This window comes from Wolbachia endosymbiont of Frankliniella intonsa (assembly GCF_029856955.1).
Taxonomy (GTDB): Bacteria; Pseudomonadota; Alphaproteobacteria; order Rickettsiales; family Anaplasmataceae; genus Wolbachia.
In genome coordinates, this window is the sequence record NZ_CP097148.1 from 280,952 (window position 1) to 299,750 (window position 18,799).

Annotated in this window: 16 protein-coding genes, 2 tRNA genes and 9 pseudogenes; 12 read left to right on the forward strand and 15 right to left on the reverse strand. The window is 33.1% G+C overall.

The window, feature by feature from the left end:
• Nucleotides 1-99: 99 nt before the first annotated feature.
• Complete coding sequence (purF, locus tag M3L71_RS01605; protein WP_280143804.1) at nucleotides 100-1,485, reverse strand: amidophosphoribosyltransferase; 1,386 nt, start codon at nucleotides 1,483-1,485, stop codon at nucleotides 100-102.
• A 249-nt stretch (nucleotides 1,486-1,734) separates the two neighbouring features.
• Here purF and M3L71_RS01610 point away from each other — a divergent pair, with 249 nt between their 5' ends.
• The 5 genes and pseudogenes from M3L71_RS01610 (at nucleotide 1,735) to M3L71_RS01630 (ending at nucleotide 4,372) form a co-directional block, all read left to right on the forward strand.
• Nucleotides 1,735-2,712 (forward strand): hypothetical protein, encoded by a 978-nt coding sequence (locus M3L71_RS01610; RefSeq protein ID WP_280143805.1) that lies wholly within the window; start codon nucleotides 1,735-1,737, stop codon nucleotides 2,710-2,712.
• A 235-nt stretch (nucleotides 2,713-2,947) separates the two neighbouring features.
• Nucleotides 2,948-3,454, forward strand: a pseudogene (locus tag M3L71_RS01615) (transposase); the annotation flags it as partial.
• Nucleotides 3,455-3,498: 44 nt separating this feature from the next.
• The gene (locus M3L71_RS01620) at nucleotides 3,499-3,876 is read left to right on the forward strand and encodes an IS630 transposase-related protein (protein ID WP_280143348.1); all 378 of its coding nucleotides are present in this window, start codon (nucleotides 3,499-3,501) and stop codon (nucleotides 3,874-3,876) included.
• 24 nt (nucleotides 3,877-3,900) lie between these two features.
• On the forward strand, nucleotides 3,901-4,065 hold the full coding sequence (locus M3L71_RS08405) for a hypothetical protein (protein ID WP_280143806.1): 165 nt from the start codon (nucleotides 3,901-3,903) through the stop codon (nucleotides 4,063-4,065).
• Entirely contained in the window at nucleotides 4,025-4,372 is a 348-nt protein-coding gene (locus tag M3L71_RS01630) for a transposase (protein WP_280143644.1), read from the forward strand. Before M3L71_RS08405 ends, M3L71_RS01630 begins: the two co-directional genes overlap by 41 nt.
• Nucleotides 4,373-4,397: 25 nt before the next feature.
• Here the strand turns inward: M3L71_RS01630 and M3L71_RS01635 are convergent.
• From M3L71_RS01635 to M3L71_RS01680, 9 genes and pseudogenes are all read right to left on the reverse strand, one after another.
• Nucleotides 4,398-5,258, reverse strand: a pseudogene (locus M3L71_RS01635) (IS630 family transposase).
• 59 nt (nucleotides 5,259-5,317) lie between these two features.
• Nucleotides 5,318-6,214: pseudogene (locus M3L71_RS01640) on the reverse strand (IS630 family transposase); the annotation flags it as partial.
• A gap of 19 nt (nucleotides 6,215-6,233) precedes the next feature.
• On the reverse strand, nucleotides 6,234-6,752 hold the full coding sequence (locus M3L71_RS01645) for an IS630 family transposase (RefSeq protein ID WP_349292721.1): 519 nt from the start codon (nucleotides 6,750-6,752) through the stop codon (nucleotides 6,234-6,236).
• 10 nt (nucleotides 6,753-6,762) lie between these two features.
• Nucleotides 6,763-7,110 (reverse strand): IS630 transposase-related protein, encoded by a 348-nt coding sequence (locus tag M3L71_RS01650; RefSeq protein ID WP_280143264.1) that lies wholly within the window; start codon nucleotides 7,108-7,110, stop codon nucleotides 6,763-6,765.
• A gap of 168 nt (nucleotides 7,111-7,278) precedes the next feature.
• Nucleotides 7,279-8,233: pseudogene (locus M3L71_RS08540) on the reverse strand (IS5 family transposase).
• 82 nt (nucleotides 8,234-8,315) lie between these two features.
• Nucleotides 8,316-8,389 (reverse strand) — tRNA-Pro (locus M3L71_RS01665).
• Nucleotides 8,390-8,510: 121 nt separating this feature from the next.
• Nucleotides 8,511-9,206 carry a 16S rRNA (uracil(1498)-N(3))-methyltransferase gene (locus M3L71_RS01670; RefSeq protein ID WP_015588133.1) on the reverse strand — a complete coding sequence of 232 codons (696 nt, stop codon included), beginning with the start codon at nucleotides 9,204-9,206 and terminating at the stop codon, nucleotides 8,511-8,513.
• Nucleotides 9,207-9,238: 32 nt separating this feature from the next.
• Nucleotides 9,239-9,310, reverse strand: a tRNA-Glu gene (locus M3L71_RS01675).
• A 169-nt stretch (nucleotides 9,311-9,479) separates the two neighbouring features.
• Complete coding sequence (locus M3L71_RS01680; RefSeq protein ID WP_280143807.1) at nucleotides 9,480-9,935, reverse strand: hypothetical protein; 456 nt, start codon at nucleotides 9,933-9,935, stop codon at nucleotides 9,480-9,482.
• 200 nt (nucleotides 9,936-10,135) lie between these two features.
• Here M3L71_RS01680 and M3L71_RS01685 point away from each other — a divergent pair.
• The 5 genes and pseudogenes from M3L71_RS01685 (at nucleotide 10,136) to M3L71_RS01705 (ending at nucleotide 12,591) form a co-directional block, all read left to right on the forward strand.
• Nucleotides 10,136-10,990 (forward strand): annotated as a pseudogene (locus M3L71_RS01685) (IS982 family transposase).
• Between the two features lie 175 nt (nucleotides 10,991-11,165).
• Nucleotides 11,166-11,671 (forward strand): annotated as a pseudogene (locus tag M3L71_RS01690) (transposase); the annotation flags it as partial.
• Between the two features lie 44 nt (nucleotides 11,672-11,715).
• Nucleotides 11,716-11,859, forward strand: coding sequence for an IS630 transposase-related protein (locus tag M3L71_RS01695; RefSeq protein WP_280143808.1), 144 nt, complete (start codon nucleotides 11,716-11,718; stop codon nucleotides 11,857-11,859).
• Between the two features lie 44 nt (nucleotides 11,860-11,903).
• Nucleotides 11,904-12,062: an IS630 transposase-related protein gene (locus tag M3L71_RS01700; protein ID WP_280144090.1), complete on the forward strand. Its 159-nt coding sequence runs from the start codon at nucleotides 11,904-11,906 to the stop codon at nucleotides 12,060-12,062.
• Between the two features lie 28 nt (nucleotides 12,063-12,090).
• The gene (locus tag M3L71_RS01705) at nucleotides 12,091-12,591 is read left to right on the forward strand and encodes an IS630 family transposase (protein WP_280144077.1); all 501 of its coding nucleotides are present in this window, start codon (nucleotides 12,091-12,093) and stop codon (nucleotides 12,589-12,591) included.
• Nucleotides 12,592-12,616: 25 nt separating this feature from the next.
• On the opposite strand, the pseudogene M3L71_RS01710 reads toward M3L71_RS01705, so the two are convergent.
• A pseudogene (locus M3L71_RS01710) lies at nucleotides 12,617-13,476 on the reverse strand (IS630 family transposase).
• A gap of 60 nt (nucleotides 13,477-13,536) precedes the next feature.
• On the opposite strand from M3L71_RS01710, the pseudogene M3L71_RS01715 reads away from it, so the two are divergent.
• A pseudogene (locus M3L71_RS01715) lies at nucleotides 13,537-14,424 on the forward strand (IS3 family transposase); the annotation flags it as partial.
• Nucleotides 14,425-14,535: 111 nt separating this feature from the next.
• Nucleotides 14,536-15,076, forward strand: a pseudogene (locus M3L71_RS01720) (transposase); the annotation flags it as partial.
• Nucleotides 15,077-15,515: 439 nt separating this feature from the next.
• On the opposite strand, the gene rpoD reads toward M3L71_RS01720, so the two are convergent.
• The 4 genes from rpoD to M3L71_RS01740 form a co-directional block, all read right to left on the reverse strand.
• Nucleotides 15,516-17,414, reverse strand: coding sequence for an RNA polymerase sigma factor RpoD (gene rpoD / locus M3L71_RS01725; protein ID WP_280144091.1), 1,899 nt, complete (start codon nucleotides 17,412-17,414; stop codon nucleotides 15,516-15,518).
• Between the two features lie 139 nt (nucleotides 17,415-17,553).
• Entirely contained in the window at nucleotides 17,554-17,856 is a 303-nt protein-coding gene (locus M3L71_RS01730) for a cation:proton antiporter subunit C (protein WP_280143809.1), read from the reverse strand.
• Nucleotides 17,853-18,272: a Na(+)/H(+) antiporter subunit B gene (locus M3L71_RS01735; protein ID WP_007302439.1), complete on the reverse strand. Its 420-nt coding sequence runs from the start codon at nucleotides 18,270-18,272 to the stop codon at nucleotides 17,853-17,855. The genes M3L71_RS01730 and M3L71_RS01735 overlap by 4 nt, the downstream gene beginning before the upstream one ends.
• Entirely contained in the window at nucleotides 18,265-18,789 is a 525-nt protein-coding gene (locus M3L71_RS01740) for a DUF4040 domain-containing protein (protein WP_280143810.1), read from the reverse strand. Before M3L71_RS01740 ends, M3L71_RS01735 begins: the two co-directional genes overlap by 8 nt.
• Between the last annotated feature and the right edge of the window lie 10 nt (nucleotides 18,790-18,799).

An 18,799-nucleotide genomic window follows, 5' to 3' on the forward strand; every position in this document is an offset into this window, starting at 1 on the left:
CAAATGACGCCCAGGCAAAAAATACATGGTTATGCAAAAAATCTATTTTTAAAACTGTTAATATAACATAGAAAAAACCTCACCTTCATTAATAATAGATTACTTACCAATCGGATAATCACCAGTGAAACAAGCATCACAATATTGCGGTGCAGCATTGTTACGTTTTTCTTCTTTAACAGCTCTGTATAGCCCATCAATACTCAAAAAGGCTAAGCTATCTACTCCTATACTTTCCTTTATCTCTTCTATAGATTGAGTCGCAGCAATTAAATCTTTGCAATCTGGTGTATCTATTCCATAAAAACAAGAGTGCTTAATTGGTGGACTTGAAATTTTGAGGTGAATCTCTTTTACTTCTGCATCCTTTAGCATAACTATTATATTTCTGAGCGTACTACCACGCACTATACTATCATCTATTAAAATTATGTTTTTGCCTTTCAAAGTGTGCTTATTAGCATTGAATTTTAATTTTATTCTAACTTTACGTACTTCAGCGGTGGGTTGTATAAAAGTTCTTCCTATGTAATGATTACGAATTATCCCCAGTTCCATAGGTAATCCTGAATGCTTTGCATATCCAATAGCTGCAGGTATTCCAGAATCAGGTATTGGTACAACCATATCTACATTGTTTTTTGGTGGGCTCTCTTCTGCAAGTATTCTTCCTATTTCTTTTCTTATATCATATATGGACCTCTTCTCCATTATGCTGTCTGGTCTCGAGAAGTAAACGTATTCAAAAATACAAAAACTTGATTTTTGCTGTGGGAAAGGAAACATTGAGGCTAGCTTACTATCCGAACTGATGGTAACTAATTCTCCTGGTTCTATTTCTCTAATAAACTCTGCATTTATTATATCAAGAGCACAAGTTTCAGATGCAAGAACGTAAGAACCGTTTAACTTTCCTAAAACAAGAGGCCTGATTCCAGATGGATCACGTACTCCAATAACTACTTCTTGATTGATTGCCACAAAAGAATAAGCACCTTGTATTTGCTTTAATGCATATATAAAACTCTCTAAAAAGCTATCTTTTTCACCGCTTGCTGTCAGATGCACTACTACTTCTGTATCAATATCTGACTGAAAAACGCACTCTTGTTTAATTAATTGTTCGCGTATCGGAGAAATATTAATTAAATTACCATTATGTGCTATGGCAAAATCCCCAAATTTGCCACTTTTGCCAAACATGGGCTGCACTCCAAATTTACTACCACTTGTTGAGTATCGAACATGACCTATTGCACAATCTCCAGGTAAGGATTTCTTTATTTCATCTATATCATCAAATACACTGCTCACTTGACCCTGAAAGTGATAAGAGTGCAGCTTATCGTTGTTACTGGTTACTACGCCAAAAGACTCTTGACCTCTATGCTGCAAAGCGTGGAGAGCAAGTATAGAGTTAAAAGCAGCACTTTGGTTGTAACTTATGCCAAATACCCCGCACTCCTCATGTACTTCATCAAGCATGAAAAATATTAAATAAAGCCTGATTGTACTTTAGTAGAGGCAAAGTACAAGAATTTTATTTGTTAATCCCTTTCAAAGTTGAAGTTTTCTACGGTAGTTTTGATGTATACCAGAAAGTAGGTTATATGCAATTAACCAATTTTGAGATTTTTGACAATTTTTTAGCACTGAAGAGAAAAAGATATTTTTATTGACTTATCTATGTATTGAAGTAATCACTAAAAAGTTTTAGTGGTTATGGTATATAATATGTCTAAGCAAGCAGGTAAACAAGGTGAAAGTAATCTTATTTTAGAGCCTGAACAGTTCTCTAACAGCTTCTTCAATAGTCAACAGAGTAGTTCATCAAATCCAAAATTACCGACTATAAGTCGTAAAGATAGGCATATGGATTTAATCAAGAAAAGGTACGCAAAAAACAAAGATGTTGCAGAACATCTAAGAAGTTATGACTTTATTAAAAGAGCAGAAGAATTGTCAATAATTTATCTTTTTGAGCGAGACTCATCTTCTACGAAATTGCAAATACCATTGACTACAGATGAACAAATTCTAGTTAAAAAATTTTGTGATGAGATGATAAAAGGTATAACAGAACACGATGAGCAAGAAAGCGTTTTAAAGTACATGGAACGCATAATAGAGGGTTATTTAAATCAAGGAATAAGATTAAACTCATATTACGGTAAGGATAATAAGACTGTAACAAATTTTATATTTGAAAAAATGGAAGAATTAATTAATCGCTTTCATGCAAATCCACACAATTCAACTACAAAAAATATCATACAAAAGATCACTCGTAATTTAGTGTTAAAAGGTGGGGTAGAAAAAGGATTATCTTTTTATAGCGATATTGAAGGCGGATATTACGGCTCTAATTATTTAAATGATCTTAACGAACAATGTAAGAGTAAGAAAAAAATGCTAGAGGGTCTAGCATATGAAGGTATTGTGAAAGAAAATAACAAGCAAATTGATAAATATGATCTTGAAGTAGAAGTAGATAATAAATATTTTTATATTAAGTATCCACAAGGTAGTATTGTTGAAACTGCGAGAACTTTAAATAATGAAAAAGCTAAGGATTTAGAAGTTGGCATATTTCAGATTGAGGAAAGTATAGTAAAAGTTGAAATTACAGAAGATGGAAAAAGAAATTACACAGATATCTTAAAAGGTGGTATTGAAATATTTTTTACTACTAAAATAGGAGAGATGGTATGAATAAGTATTGCTTGGTTGGAAGCAAGAGAAGATAATGACTTCTCAGAGTGGATAGGTGGCAGGTTGGATATTTTTCTGAAGCACTTTCTGCTCAGGGAGTAGAAAGAAGACTTCGCAGGGGAGATTAACTGCCCCACTGCCATTAAGTTAAGGGAAAGTGATGGACTGTATTGTAAAATCAGGTAAGATCCACAAATTAAAAGAAGTAATGACATGAGTAAAAAAAAGAATAATCATGTTTATAAAAAATAAATTGATGAGTTTAAACTTTATAAACGCACACAGAGCATCCTCAAAAGACTTCTCACGAAAAAGAAATCTGCCCTTCATTAGTGTATTTCTCCTGATTTTTAGAAAGAGTGTAAAGTCATTACAAGTAATGCTTAATGAGTTTGTTCTGCATACAAGAAAAGATTACACAATTACGGCAAGTGCATTTACTCAAGCAAGAAAGAAGCTAAAGCATACTGCGTTTTCAGAGTTAAATGATGATATAGTTTCCCTATACTAACAAGATCAGGAATTTAAAACCCACCATGGCTTCAGAGTACTTGCATTTGATGCTTCAATACTGATTCTGCCAAAGAGCGACAAAATAATAGGCGAGTTTGGCTCAAGAGCAGTATGAAATCGAATCCAGAGATTTGAAGACTATACAAGTGCAACCTTTGAAGTTTGCTACGGTGTGCTAAATAATATTGCAATAAAATCTGTGCTAAGTAGAGGTGACAGCTATAGTATTTCCCAAAGCAAATGATAAAGGTATAACAAAGTATTTGAGTTATAATGGCATATAGTGTGGATTTAAGGGAAAAGGCAGTATTGATGATAGAAAAAGGGAAGACAAAGGTTGAGATAGCAGAGCTCATGGAGATAGGAATAGCAACTCTGTACCGCTGGTTAAAAAAGAAAGCTGCTGGTGAAAGCTTAAAGCCATCTAAAAACGGTAGCTTTATTCGAAAAATAGACCCAAAAATACTCGAAGAATATGTTACAAAGAATCCAGATCATACTCTGGCAGAGATGAAACAAAATCTTGGATTTGGAATAAATTCAATTTGGTATAGACTAAAACAGCTAAAAATTACTTTAAAAAAGTCACACTATATCAAGAGCGCAATCAAGAAGATAGGCAGCAATTTATTGATAAAATCTCAAAAATAGAACATTCCAGCATCTTATATATAGATGAAGCAGGAGTTGATAATAAGTTATACCGAGAATATGGACGTGCTCCAAGAGGAAAGAAAATTTATGCAGATGTTCCAGGAGAACTCGAGAGAGAATCAGTATAGTAGCCGGGTGGATTGGAATGAGATTTATTGCACCAATGACTTTCAAAGGTGGGTGTGAAAAAGAGGTATTCAATATATTGTTGGAGAAGATGTTATTACCTAAATTGCCACTTGGCACAACCATAGTTATGGATAATGCTACATTTCATAAGACCACTAAAACAAAATCATTAATAGAGTCTTTTGGCTTTCATGTGCTGTATCTTCCAACATATTCACCAGATTTGAATCCCATAGAACACTGTTGGCATACCATCAAAAGCCGCCTCAGACCTCTAATGTATAAATGTACAGACTTACAACTTTTGGTTGGTAATACCATAATGGAAATTTATCCATTCATTTTAGAAAATACTATAGTATAGCTCTTTTCATAATAGTCCGGAAAGTTCATAGAAAAGCAGAATCAACAGCATGACGAAAAGATGTGAATAGAGGGATGTTTTTCCTAGCTCTATTTTTTATAGCAAACCAATGATGCTCAATTTTATTGAAATCTGGGAATACGTAGGAAGATACAAAATTTCAGCACCAACTTCTTTAGCAAGTTCAGTAATCTTATTAGACTTATGAAAAGTAGCATTATCAAGGATAACAGTTTGTCCAGGTTCCAAAATCGGTGTCAAAAACTGCTCAAACCATTTATTAAAGATATCCATATTACAATGGCCCTCAAATGTTAACGGAACAACTATTTTTCTACTATTTAGAGCTGCAATCATGCTAATTCGTTGAGTTTTCTTTCCAGATTTTAGGGCATAAAATCGCTGTCCTTTCTGAGAATATCCATAGGGATAGTCTTCGGTATTATCAATACCAGATTCATCTATATATACTAAGTTTTGAGGTTCTTTCGTTGCTATAATTTTCAAAAATTCAGCACGTTTTTCTTCATTCCTTTCTTTGTATCCATATGTCTTTTTTTGCGTGTGAGTCCAATTTTTTTAAGAGCTAGATGAATCGTTGGGATACTAACATTACTCCAAAGCTTAGCCATTTCCGATAGAGTTTTTCCACCATGTTTTTTTGGCAAATTCAGTAAATTTATTCCAGTCGGTAATTTTATGATTATAACCTCCATTTCCAAGTTTTTTCGACTGAAAATCTCCTGTTTCTTTTTTTTCTTTGCTGCCACTCCCATAATGTAGTTCTTCCAATTTTAAATCTTGCTGCTACCGTTTCTCTGCTTTCCCCTTCGTCTAGTACCTCCATTGCTTTTTTTCTTAAATCATAACTATATGCTGCTGGCATACTTACCTTCACTACTATAAACTCTTATTTTAAACCGTTTGGACCATTATGAAAAGAGCTATACTATTGCGTAAAGTATTGTATTTGATATATTGCCACAACCTTTCAACAGGATTCAGTTCCGGTGAATAAGGAGGCAAGTATATGATGGTAATGTTTTCCTGAATTTTCAAACTTTTTGATCTATGCCAACTTGCACAATCCATTACAAGAAAGGCTTCTTTCGTGCCTAAATCTTTCGACATCTGCTCCAGAAATATATTCATACAATCAGTGTTTACATATGGAGCAAGTAGGCTAATTTTCTTACCACTTCTTGGATTTACCGCACTTTAGATATAGAAATTTTGTCTACCAATTTTCATTTTAACCTGCGTTCTGACCCCTTTTAAACCATCCGTGTCCGATTTTTGAATGAGTCCCAAATCGTGTTTCATCACAAAATACACCTCCCTTTTAGGGTGGAAATTGACTATTTTATTGAAGTATCTTTTAAACTCTTCTTGCTTGTTTTTATCTTGTTTATGGTGCATTGGCCTCGGTGTTATGTAAGAAAATTTCATCCTTTGTATCTCACGGTGCACTGTTGATTTGCTGATGTTTAGGGCAAATTCCTCTGAGATTTTTATTTGTACTTCCTTAATAGTAATATTTGGATTTCTTTCTACCCATATTTCAATTTGCTCACGTTGATTTTTGTTTAATTTGCTTTTTCTTCTCCGCTGAAACGGGGCAAATAATTTTTCTACTCTACCAAATTTTAGATGCTTTATCCATTCAGTCAAAGCAGTCCTTGAAATTTTACATATTCTTGCCACAGCGCTTATACTACTTTCTTTTCCTGCTATCACCGCTTGTAACTTTTTTGAAACATATGCGTTATTTCTTACCTTTTTTAACATTTCTTTCGCTAAATTTACAACTCTTTCGTCTAATAGTTTTGACCTTAATGCCATTTATACCTCGCTATTTCACTTACTCTATAGTATTTTCTAAAATGAATGGATAAATTTCCATTATGGTATTACCAACCAAAAGTTGCAAGTCTGTACATTTATACATTAGAGGTCTGAGGCGGCTTTTGATGGTATGCCAACAGTGTTCTATGGGATTCAAATCTGGTGAATATGTTGGAAGATACAGCACATGAAAGCCAAAAGACTCTATTAATGATTTTGTTTTAGTGGTCTTATGAAATGTAGCATTATCCATAACTATGGTTGTGCCAAGTGGCAATTTAGGTAATAACATCTTCTCCAACAATATATTGAATACCTCTTTTTCACACCCACCTTTGAAAGTCATTGGTGCAATAAATCTCATTCCAATCCACCCGGCTACTATACTGATTCTCTCTCGAGTTCTCCCTGGAATATCTGCATAAATTTTCTTTCCTCTTGGAGCACGTCCATATTCTCGGTATAACTTATTATCAACTCCTGCTTCATCTATATATAAGATGCTGGAATGTTCTATTTTTGAGATTTTATCAATAAATTGCTGCCTATCTTCTTGATTGCGCTCTTGATATAGTGTGACTTTTTTTTAAAGTAATTTTTAGCTGTTTTAGTCTATACCAAATTGAATTTATTCCAAATCCAAGATTTTGTTTCATCTCTGCCAGAGTATGATCTGGATTCTTTGTAACATACTCTTCGAGTATTTTTGGGTCTATTTTTCGAATAAAGCTACCGTTTTTAGATGGCTTTAAGCTTTCACCATCAGCTTTCTTTTTTAACCAGCGGTACAGAGTTGCTATTCCTATCTCCATGAGCTCTGCTATCTCAACCTTTGTCTTCCCTTTTTCTATCATCAATACTGCCTTTTCCCTTAAATCCACACTATATGCCATTATAACTCAAATACTTTATTATACCTTTATCATTTGCTTTGGGAAATACTATAGTTACATGAATTTACCATAAATCACCATTTCATAAAGTGTGATGCAACAAAGCCAATCGGGAGCCGCAATGGCTTTGTTGCATAGCTCCTGATAAGGCAGGTAGGTACAGTAAATTCATGCAGCTAATTCGAACTTAGCCATACCTATATCAGTGAATTTATTAAGCAAATAGCACTTAATTAGTAGTTCTTTTTCACGATTTATTTCAGATTTATTCTTGAGACTAAACCCAAACGTTTTTTCAACCTATAGAAAAAACATTCAACAAAGGATCTTAGTCCATATTTTGTTTCTTGTGTCCATTTCTTTATACCGTTCTCATAGTTTTCACATAATTTAATCACATTAATGTTGCTATTTCTTTCTAATTGATAATCAATTTTCTCATAGATTTTCGCACCTTTTATTGGTCGAATGATTGGTTTTATATTATGTCCTTTACGCACTTTATACATACTAGCTTTATCATAAGCTGCATCTGCGCGAACAGATGAAATATTATATTTATCTACTGTTCCCTTTAACATATCGCATGATAATCAAGTGTAGTACCATTAGTGCACTTCATATCTATAACTTTTTTATTATTTATACTTAAAATAATATGTAACTTTCTTACTTGATCATATCCATTATATTTTCTTACTTTTGCATTTTCTTTATTACGTTGATGGGTGTTGTTATAGATACAAATACTGGTGCTATCTATAGCTATTTCAATGTTTTCCATACCATTTTTATCAATTCTACAATCATCAATTTTCAAGTTAAGCTTTTTGAATCTTCTAGAAGCTTGAGTATAGCTAATGACTTTGAGGTCTTTTCCCATTTGCTCTATACAACCTTTTACTAAACCAACTGCTTGTCTTAAGCCAATCCTAAAAAAATGGACTACTATATGTATCAAAATTACAACTTTATCACTATAAATGTTATTGCCACCTGCAACTTTTGGACTATTTTCATACCAATTTTCTATGGCTTGATTAACAAAATGAAAAACATTTCCTCTTTTTTGAAGAAATTTGTTATATTCGTAGCAGTTACTGACCTTCATTTTGACTGGCATATTGGTGGTTAAATACCTGTTTTATAATGATTTCTGTCAGTAACTTCGAGTTTTTTTACTTGAGCCATCCAACAAAGCCACTTCGGGGCGGAGAGATTTGAACTCCCGACCCTTTGGTCCCAAACCAAATGCGCTACCAGGCTGCGCTACGCCCCGACTTCTTTACTAAGAGTATCGATAGTTCGGAAAAATGCAAGTTTCATTTATTTCTTTTAGGAAAAATATAATGCAGATTTCTTTATATAGAGTGTCAAGTTGCACGAGCCATATTAAAAATCTAGCTATACCAATTGGTGAAGGTTAATGCAGCAACTACAGCAGTATCAACTCTCAAAATTCTTTTTCCTAGACTCAGTTTCTGACAAAATTTATTGGCAGAATCAAGTTCGTAAGATGAAAAACCACCTTCGGGGCCAACAATAATAGCAACGTTTTTCTTGCCTTTTAGAACTTTATTAGGAGGTTGTCCTTCACCTGTTTCATCACACAAAACAAAATTTTTATTCTGGGAATCGGATAATTCACAAAAATTAATAGGAAGAAAAATCTGTGGTATACTTGTCCTACCGGATTGTTCCGCAGCTTCAATTGCCTGTAATTTCGCTCTACTTAGGTTAATGTTTTTTACTACTGTACGTTCTGTTGAAATAAATTGAATGCAGGTTACTCCCATTTCAGTTGCTTGTCTTACTATGTTGCTTAAGGCGCCGCTTTTTACCAGAGCACAATACAAATATAGATTTTTTTCATGTTGTTGTTGTTTAGTGCGTTCTTTTATTATAATTTTTGTCGATTTACTTGATATATTCACTACTTCTCCTAACCATTCTCCATCCTTCCCATTAAAAAGATAGATGTTATCATGCTTCTTAAGCCGCATTACATTGTAAATATAGTGACTTTGTCGTGGATGAAGCGCCAAACTTACATTTTGTGATAAAGCTTCTTCAACATAAAGCCTAATTTTTTTCATTCAAAACTTTAGTTATTTGCATTCTGTTTGAGTGACTCTTACGGGATTTGAACCCGTGTTACCACCGTGAAAGGGTGGTGTCCTAACCACTAGACGAAAGAGTCGACTTGAATCTAACTGAGTTATATCGATTATACATATAAAGTCAATTCAATTATTTTGAATCACACAGTTAGAGTGATATATCAGTGATTTTATATCGACAGCCTCCTATTACCCCATGTTCAATGCTTACTGAACCTATCTCAGATTTAGGAGCTTTAGATCCTAAATCTAATTTTGTTCAACTTTTGTATCTGAATCATAGCCAGAATCGTATCCAGAATGTCTACGCTCAAAATTTTGCCTTATTTCTTTTACGTTAAAGCCAGCCTTGGTCTTGATTTGCTGACTCGCTGGCTTATTAGCACTTTGCTCATTTAGTTTTACTTGCAAATTATTCACTTTATCCTTCACTAATCCATGATAAGTCCCAGAATTATCTTTTATATGTTTTGCTTGTCTTTCTGATCTCTTTTTCGATAAATCTACTTTAGCATAAATAGGCTCTGGTTGCTCTTTATGATTTAAGCTAGTGGGCTTTTTTTGCTCTGAGAAATCATCTACATCTTCATAAATAGGTTCTCCTGATATACTAGAATAACCACTATCTTTCAATGATAAATTTTCAGTAGATCTTTTATGCAAATCATATACTTCAGCATAAATGGATTCTTCCGATACGCTCAACTCTTCTAATGAGTTACTAACCTTAGCGTCATATACCTTATCATAAATGGGCTCTTTTAAAAGTAAAATATCATCATGCTCAAAAATTCTAGGAGGTTTTTTAACCCCAGTTATGGATTAGAAAACAGATAAAAGTAGAATTAATAAAGAGGGAAATAGGGTAAACTCAAGTATTTTAGCAATAATTTAAGAGGTTACCCATGAAGAAAGATATTACAGAACTTTACTGCTGCGTCGAGGATTTTTGTCGTGTAGTAGATGAAAATTTTGCAAATAAGTTCTTATCAAATGGCAAAAAACCAACCAGAGTACCAGAAATAGCGCACTCAGAAATACTAACCATAATCCTGTTATACCACCAATCGCCATGTAAAAACTTCAAGGCTTTTTATCTTTGTTACCTTAAGTTACTCTATAGATCAGAATTTTCAAAGATGCCTTCATATCACAGATTTATTGCCTTAAAGCCGAGAGTTTTACGGTATTTAGCATTACTTCTTCAATGGTTCTGCGAACAAGCGAAAATCTTCCTACATTGACACTTCTACGATTGCCGTTTGCCACAAAAAAAGAATCTCTAGGAACAAAGTTTTTGATGGTTTAGCAGAAATTGGTAAGAGCACGTATGGTTGGTTTTTTGGCTTTAAATTGCACTTGGTGATTAACGAAATTGGAGAAATTCAATCACTTACTCTAACCAAAGGTAACGTTGATGACAGAAAACCTGTGCCAACTATAACTAAAAGACTGACAGGACTTTTGTTCGGAGATAAAGGCTATATCAAGAAGGAGCTCTTTGAGGAACTCTTCGATAGAGGTTTAAAGCTTGTCACTAAAGTGAAAAAAGGCATGAAAAACGCACTAGTCTCACTAAAAGAGAAGATTTTATTGAGAAAAAGGTCGATTATTGAGACAGTCTTTGGTTGTTTAAAAAATAAATTTGAGCTTCGGCACAGATCGCCAATAAATTTTCTGGTACATATTTTTCTACATTAATTTCATATTCCATGCAGTCAAAAAAGCCTTCTATTTCTAAGTTTTATTGCCTTGGTTAATCCATAACTGGGGTTTATATTGCTATTTCTAGCGGATTTAATTAAAAAACTATCTACTATACCCATGATTGTACCACTGCCATTAAGTTAAGGGAAAGTGATGGACTGTATTGTAAAATCAGGTAAGATCCACAAATTAAAAGAAGTAATGACATGAGTAAAAAAAAGAATAATCATGTTTATAAAAAATAAATTGATGAGTTTAAACTTTATAAACGCACACAGAGCATCCTCAAAAGACTTCTCACGAAAAAGAAATCTGCCCTTCATTAGTGTATTTCTCCTGATTTTTAGAAAGAGTGTAAAGTCATTACAAGTAATGCTTAATGAGTTTGTTCTGCATACAAGAAAAGATTACACAATTACGGCAAGTGCATTTACTCAAGCAAGAAAGAAGCTAAAGCATACTGCGTTTTCAGAGTTAAATGATGATATAGTTTCCTATACTAACAAGATCAGGAATTTAAAACCCACCATGGCTTCAGAGTACTTGCATTTGATGCTTCAATACTGATTCTGCCAAAGAGCGACAAAATAATAGGCGAGTTTGGCTCAAGAGCAGTATGAAATCGAATCCAGAGATTTGAAGACTATACAAGTGCAACCTTTGAAGTTTGCTACGGTGTGCTAAATAATATTGCAATAAAATCTGTGCTAAGTAGAGGTGACAGCTATAGTATTTCCCAAAGCAAATGATAAAGGTATAACAAAGTATTTGAGTTATAATGGCATATAGTGTGGATTTAAGGGAAAAGGCAGTATTGATGATAGAAAAAGGGAAGACAAAGGTTGAGATAGCAGAGCTCATGGAGATAGGAATAGCAACTCTGTACCGCTGGTTAAAAAGAAAGCTGCTGGTGAAAGCTTAAAGCCATCTAAAAACGGTAGCTTTATTCGAAAAATAGACCCAAAAATACTCGAAGAATATGTTACAAAGAATCCAGATCATACTCTGGCAGAGATGAAACAAAATCTTGGATTTGGAATAAATTCAATTTGGTATAGACTAAAACAGCTAAAAATTACTTTAAAAAAAAGTCACACTATATCAAGAGCGCAATCAAGAAGATAGGCAGCAATTTATTGATAAAATCTCAAAAATAGAACATTCCAGCATCTTATATATAGATGAAGCAGGAGTTGATAATAAGTTATACCGAGAATATGGACGTGCTCCAAGAGGAAAGAAAATTTATGCAGATATTCCAGGGAGAACTCGAGAGAGAATCAGTATAGTAGCCGGGTGGATTGGAATGAGATTTATTGCACCAATGACTTTCAAAGGTGGGTGTGAAAAAGAGGTATTCAATATATTGTTGGAGAAGATGTTATTACCTAAATTGCCACTTGGCACAACCATAGTTATGGATAATGCTACATTTCATAAGACCACTAAAACAAAATCATTAATAGAGTCTTTTGGCTTTCATGTGCTGTATCTTCCAACATATTCACCAGATTTGAATCCCATAGAACACTGTTGGCATACCATCAAAAGCCGCCTCAGACCTCTAATGTATAAATGTACAGACTTACAACTTTTGGTTGGTAATACCATAATGGAAATTTATCCATTCATTTTAGAAAATACTATAGTATAGCTCTTTTCATAATAGTCCGGAAAGTTCATAGAAAAGCAGAATCAACAGCATGACGAAAAGATGTGAATAGAGGGATGTTTTTCCTAGCTCTATTTTTTATAGCAAACCAATGATGCTCAATTTTATTGAAATCTGGGAATACGTAGGAAGATACAAAATTTCAGCACCAACTTCTTTAGCAAGTTCAGTAATCTTATTAGACTTATGAAAAGTAGCATTATCAAGGATAACAGTTTGTCCAGGTTCCAAAATCGGTGTCAAAAACTGCTCAAACCATTTATTAAAGATATCCATATTACAATGGCCCTCAAATGTTAACGGAACAACTATTTTTCTACTATTTAGAGCTGCAATCATGCTAATTCGTTGAGTTTTCTTTCCAGATTTTAGGGCATAAAATCGCTGTCCTTTCTGAGAATATCCATAGGGATAGTCTTCGGTATTATCAATACCAGATTCATCTATATATACTAAGTTTTGAGGTTCTTTCGTTGCTATAATTTTCAAAAATTCAGCACGTTTTTCTTCATTCCTTTCTTTGTATCCATATGTCTTTTTTTGCGTGTGAGTCCAATTTTTTTAAGAGCTAGATGAATCGTTGGGATACTAACATTACTCCAAAGCTTAGCCATTTCCGATAGAGTTTTTCCACCATGTTTTTTTGGCAAATTCAGTAAATTTATTCCAGTCGGTAATTTTATGATTATAACCTCCATTTCCAAGTTTTTTCGACTGAAAATCTCCTGTTTCTTTTTTTCTTTTCTGCCACTCCCATAATGTAGTTCTTCCAATTTTAAATCTTTCTGCTACCGTTTCTCTGCTTTCCCCTTCGTCTAGTACCTCCATTGCTTTTTTTCTTAAATCATAACTATATGCTGCTGGCATACTTACCTTCACTACTATAAACTCTTATTTTAAACCGTTTGGACCATTATGAAAAGAGCTATAATAGGAGAATTGACAGTGGAAAATAGCTATTTGAAAAAAAAATTACTGAAATAAGCAAAAAAGATAGAGTAAGGTTTATAGAAAAAGATTCTGATCTGTCAATTAGGAAACATGCTGATTTATTGGGGATTTGCAGATCTAGCCTATATTATAGGCCTATAATTAATAACGAAAGTGAAGTAGCAAATTTGATTCAAGAAGTATATTTGGCTTCTGATTGCCGTTATGGATATCGTAAAATTACTGCTGAAATCATAGCGAGTGGGGTAGTAGTCAATCGCAAAAAAATCTTAAGAATTATGAAAAAAATGAAGATTAGTGGGCTGTATTGTAGAAAAAGATGTAATACAAGTATTAAAGAAAAAAAAGCATAAAATATATCCTTATCTACTCAAAGATTTGATTATTTGTAGAGTTAATCAGGTATGGGCTACTGATATAACATATATTATGGTAGAAGGTAAGTTTGTCTATTTTGTGGCAATAATGGACTTGTATAGTCGCTATATTATTGCTCATTCATTATCACCATATCTCGATGCTGGATTTTGCCTTTATACTCTCAAAGAAGCTCTAAAACAAGGTAAACATGAGATTTTTAATAGTGATCAAGGGGTACAGTTTACTTGCTACAACTTTATTACGGAATTAGAGCATGCTAATATTAAAATCAGTATGGACCATAAAGGACGTTGCTTCGACAATATATTTGTTGAGCGCTTATGGAGAACTTTAAAGCAAGAAGCTATATATTATTATAGACCAAATAGTATCAGAGATTTGAATCTTATAATAAATGACTTTGTTGGTTGGTATAACTATAGAAGGCTACATCAGACTCTAAATTATAAAGTTCCTGCTGATCTTTATTATCATAAACAGTAAATGAATATATTGATAAATACTTTAAATGTGTGTCGACGTATTTATCAACATATTCATTTTAAAAATCGGATCACTTTAAAAAAATGGTCTAGACAAATGGGTGCACTATAAAAGCTAGGATTACCTGATGAGATGAAATTCAGGTTAGTCAAAATAATACTTTCTTCTGGAGAAGTTGAAGTATTAGTAACATCTCTGTTAGATGAGAAACGTTTTACAGTTGAAGAGTTTGAGAGATTATATTACTTGCGCTGGGGAGTAGAAACATTTTTTTCTAGGCTGAAGGGAAGATTAAATTTAGAGAATTTCACAGGAAAAAGTATTGAAACTATCAAGCAGGATTTTTGGTCAACTATCTTCATCAGTAATCTAGAAAGTATCATGATAGAAGATGATGAAGAGACATTGAGCTCACAGAATAGTAAACTAAAAAAAAAGCATCAATAAATCTGTCTCATTTAATGCGATTAAAAACTTATCCTTTGATATTTTTTCTACAGAGTCAGACATAGACTGCATTATGTATCGACTATCACAGTTATTTTTGATGAACACTTTAGTGGTGAGAAAAGGGAGAAGAGTTAATCGTCATAAGATATCTGATATTCGTTCACTCAACTACCAGAAAAGAGCTAGAAAACATGTGTTTTAAATTCAAGATATCTTTTCAGTATCATTGTATTAGTACATTCTTTGCAAAATAACCTGCAATTATTACTTTTTTAAATAACTTGCACTTTTCAGACTCCCTTTTCTTAAAAATTCACCCTAGTATTTACCATAATTATCAATCACTTCAAATTTTTTGTCCAATCTTAACTTCTCTTTCCCTTAACTTAATGGCAGTGATTAAGTTTCACGTTTCTTACAAAGGATAAGTTATTAAAATTTCAATAATTACACCATTATCAGATAAACTATCACCCAGAACACAAAAATTTTTACACTTTGAATTAGAGTTATTCTTTTCATTTGACATAACATTCAATATCTAATCATACTGCTCTATGAAGCCTATAAAAAAAGAAAAATAGGGTAAAATTATAGAACTTTGGCTGAATTTTACCTATTTTTTGAGCAGCCCTTCTGCCTTAAAAGAAACCTCTAAGTTTTTTAGCACGGCTTGGATGCTTCAACTTACGTAGTGCTTTTGCCTCTATTTGCCTAATTCTTTCACGTGTAACATTAAAAATTTTTCCTACTTCTTCTAAGGTATGCTCCTTTCCATCTTTACCAAGGCCAAAGCGCATCCTTAGAATTCTTTCTTCTTTTGGTGTTAAAGTTGCAAGAACATTGGTCGTAATGCCACGCAAGTCGGCAAGTATTGCAGCATCCTCTGGTTTAGAAACTCGCTTATCTTCTATACAATCACCGAAGGTACTACTATCATCCTTTCCTGTTGGAGCTTCAAGACTTACTGGATCTCTTGCTATTTTCATAACTTTACGTATTCTTTCTATCGGCATTGCCAATTCTATACTTAATTCCTCTAATGTTGGCTCTCTACCCATTCCATGAGTCATCTTTCTTAATGCTTTATTGATTTTACTGATAATTTCCACCATATGAACTGGTATTCTAACTACTTTAGACTGTTCAGGTATTGCCCTAGTTATTGATTGTTTTACCCACCAAGTACCATAAGTCGAAAATTTATATCCACGTTTGTAATCAAACTTATCTACAGCCTTCATAAGACCAATATTGCCTTCTTGTATCAAGTCAAGTAGATCAAGTCCTCTTTTTGAATACTTTTTAGCAATTGAAACCACTAGCCTTAAATTAGCCTTTATCATCTCTTGCTTTGCTTCAGAGACTTCTCGTTCGTTTTTTTGTATTCTCTTGATTAGCTCCTTAAACTCTTGTACTTTATCTCCTTGTACATAACTCTTAATATTTCTTAAGGCACTAGCTATATATTCATAGTTATCGTTTATAAACCTTAAGAATTTATTTTTTAATTCACCTGTAAAAAGGGAATGATTTTCATTCTTCTTTAAAAGACTGATTTCGCTCAATTCGTGCTCTAAAAGCACAGCACAATAAATATTATAGAAACTTTCTCTATCAATATCGTACTTTCTAGCCTCAGTAATAAGATTAGCTTCTTCAAACGTGATTAGTCTATTTATTTCGTAAAGTTTTTGTGTAATTCTGGCAATAGCAGCATCACTAAACTGAATTTGTAATGCTACAGACCATATTTGATTATATAAATTTTCTAGCTCATTAGAGAAATCTTTAGAATTTTTTTTCAATACCAATGCTTCATTTGTTAAAGTAATGATCTCATCCAATGCTGTGATAACCTTTGGCAATAAATCACTTTCCATTTCAAGAACAGAAATGTTTAAATTCGCTGAACTTATATCTTCACTCTCATTTCCCTTTTCATCGTTGCCTTTTTCCTCATCATCAACATAATCTTTAACATCTTCAGCTTCACTTTCTTCTTTGGCTACCATATTGAAATCAGAGTTATAAATTGCATCTAGATTTATCATTTCTCTCAGCAAAAAAGTTCCCCCACTTAAATCATCACGCCATGTTTTGATCATGTTGAATGCCACTGATGTTTCAATTATTGCACGTAACATGTTATGCTTTTCAGATTCAATTTTTTTTGCTATCTTAATTTCATCTGCTCGTGACAAAAGCTTTACAGAGCTCATATCTTGTAAATAAATCCTTACTGGATCATCATTTTGCACTAAAGTTGTAGTAGTATTCAACGATGTCTCATCATCATCAAGCTTATTACCATCATCATTAGAAGGAGCTTCTTCCTCATCTTCACTACTTTCGAGTATGTTAATTCCAGAGTCTTGCAATAAAGCTATAGTATCATCTATAAAATCAGGTGGAAAACTTTCATCTGACAACTTATCATTTATATCATCAAAAGTGATAAAACCGCCCTTTCTTATACTTTTGGTTACAAGATCTTTGATGATCTTTTTCCTATCTTCCGCACCATTAATAGTTGACATCATTACCTTTACAGTTTATAATTTTGTTTCTTATTTATCAAATAAACTTACAATTAGCAAGCTTATAGTTTTATTCTTAATTTATAGTTACTTGCTACTTCATATAGTTTAAGATACTGTCAATTTATTCACACTCTTCTTAATCAACTAATCTCTCCATTCTTACTACTATGGACAATCCAACTGAAAATGTTGCAATTCCAACCACTATAGCAGTAAGCATTAAGACGTGAGGTATAGGATTGGTATATAAGTGAAAATTTGAAGTCAATATAGGAGGTAAAGAACTTTTTACATACCCTAAAGATATGTAAAACAACAAAACAGATGTTTGTAAGACACTTAATCCCATCATTTTTTTTATTAAGTTTTTATCATTTACAATGATATAGAAACCTAGCACCATTAATATAGTAATGCCTACATAATTATATAGAGTCATTGTTTTTTCTTGCGAGCAAAATTTATATATATGATTAACATGGAAGAAGAGACGGTAAGCAATACACCCAGCTCCACTAAGAAAATACCCAATTTTTGACCTGTTCTACTATCAGCTGACAATATACTATAGGATAAAAAATTTTGGCCAAATAAAACTGTTATAATACCAGCTCCTCCATAGGTTAAAATACCTAGTACGTTAGTAAATTTGATAATAGAGTAAGGTATTGCTTTTAAAGTTGTAGGTATATCAAATAACATAGAATATAATATTATCCCAGAAGCAATAATTATTCCCGCCTGAAAACCTCCACCTGGAGTATAGTCACCATGAAACTGTATGTATAAACCAAAAAAAATGATAAAAGGTATCATCAAAAATGTTACTGCACTTAATACCGGATCTTTAATCACTTTCTTTCTCTTCTAATATTAACATTATACAAAGTGCAGCAGTAAAAACTACTATAGTTTCTCCAAATGTGTCATAGCTACGAAAGCTTGCTAAAACAGCTGTCACTATATTAGGAATACCAATAGCTTTTTCAGTATTTTCTACATAATAAGGAGCAACGTGCAAGTGAACTGGAGCATTATGACTGCCAAAATCTGGTAATTGAATCATAAAGTATGATAAACATGCAGTCAAAAATAACATAAAAAAAAGTGTTGTGGGGCTATGAGATAAATTTGCTTTGTAATTCTTTACCCAAGAGAGTGCTGCAAACGTAAAGACTGTGCTCAATCCTGCACCAACAGAAGCTTCAGTAATTGCAACATCTGGCGCATTCATAATCAAGTACATAAGTGCAATAAGTGAACTAAATACACACATTAGAACAGCACTTACAACCAAATGTTTCGAAAGAACTATAAAAACCGTAACCGTGAGTAACAGCAAAAGTAATATTAGATTCAGTATTTCTAGCATCTTAACCTTC

Coding starts and splice junctions, on each gene's coding strand:
- M3L71_RS01610 (WP_280143805.1), top strand. CDS start 1,735: ATGTCTAAGCAAGCAGGTAAACAAGGTGAAAGTAATCTTATTTTAGAG.
- M3L71_RS08405 (WP_280143806.1), top strand. CDS start 3,901: ATGAAGCAGGAGTTGATAATAAGTTATACCGAGAATATGGACGTGCTC.
- M3L71_RS01650 (WP_280143264.1), bottom strand. CDS start 7,110: ATGGCATATAGTGTGGATTTAAGGGAAAAGGCAGTATTGATGATAGAA.
- rpoD (WP_280144091.1), bottom strand. CDS start 17,414: ATGTCAACTATTAATGGTGCGGAAGATAGGAAAAAGATCATCAAAGAT.
- M3L71_RS01740 (WP_280143810.1), bottom strand. CDS start 18,789: ATGCTAGAAATACTGAATCTAATATTACTTTTGCTGTTACTCACGGTT.
- M3L71_RS01730 (WP_280143809.1), bottom strand. CDS start 17,856: ATGACTCTATATAATTATGTAGGCATTACTATATTAATGGTGCTAGGT.
- M3L71_RS01695 (WP_280143808.1), top strand. CDS start 11,716: ATGGCATATAGTGTGGATTTAAGGGAAAAGGCAGTATTGATGATAGAA.
- purF (WP_280143804.1), bottom strand. CDS start 1,485: ATGCTTGATGAAGTACATGAGGAGTGCGGGGTATTTGGCATAAGTTAC.
- M3L71_RS01620 (WP_280143348.1), top strand. CDS start 3,499: ATGGCATATAGTGTGGATTTAAGGGAAAAGGCAGTATTGATGATAGAA.
- M3L71_RS01630 (WP_280143644.1), top strand. CDS start 4,025: ATGAGATTTATTGCACCAATGACTTTCAAAGGTGGGTGTGAAAAAGAG.
- M3L71_RS01670 (WP_015588133.1), bottom strand. CDS start 9,206: ATGAAAAAAATTAGGCTTTATGTTGAAGAAGCTTTATCACAAAATGTA.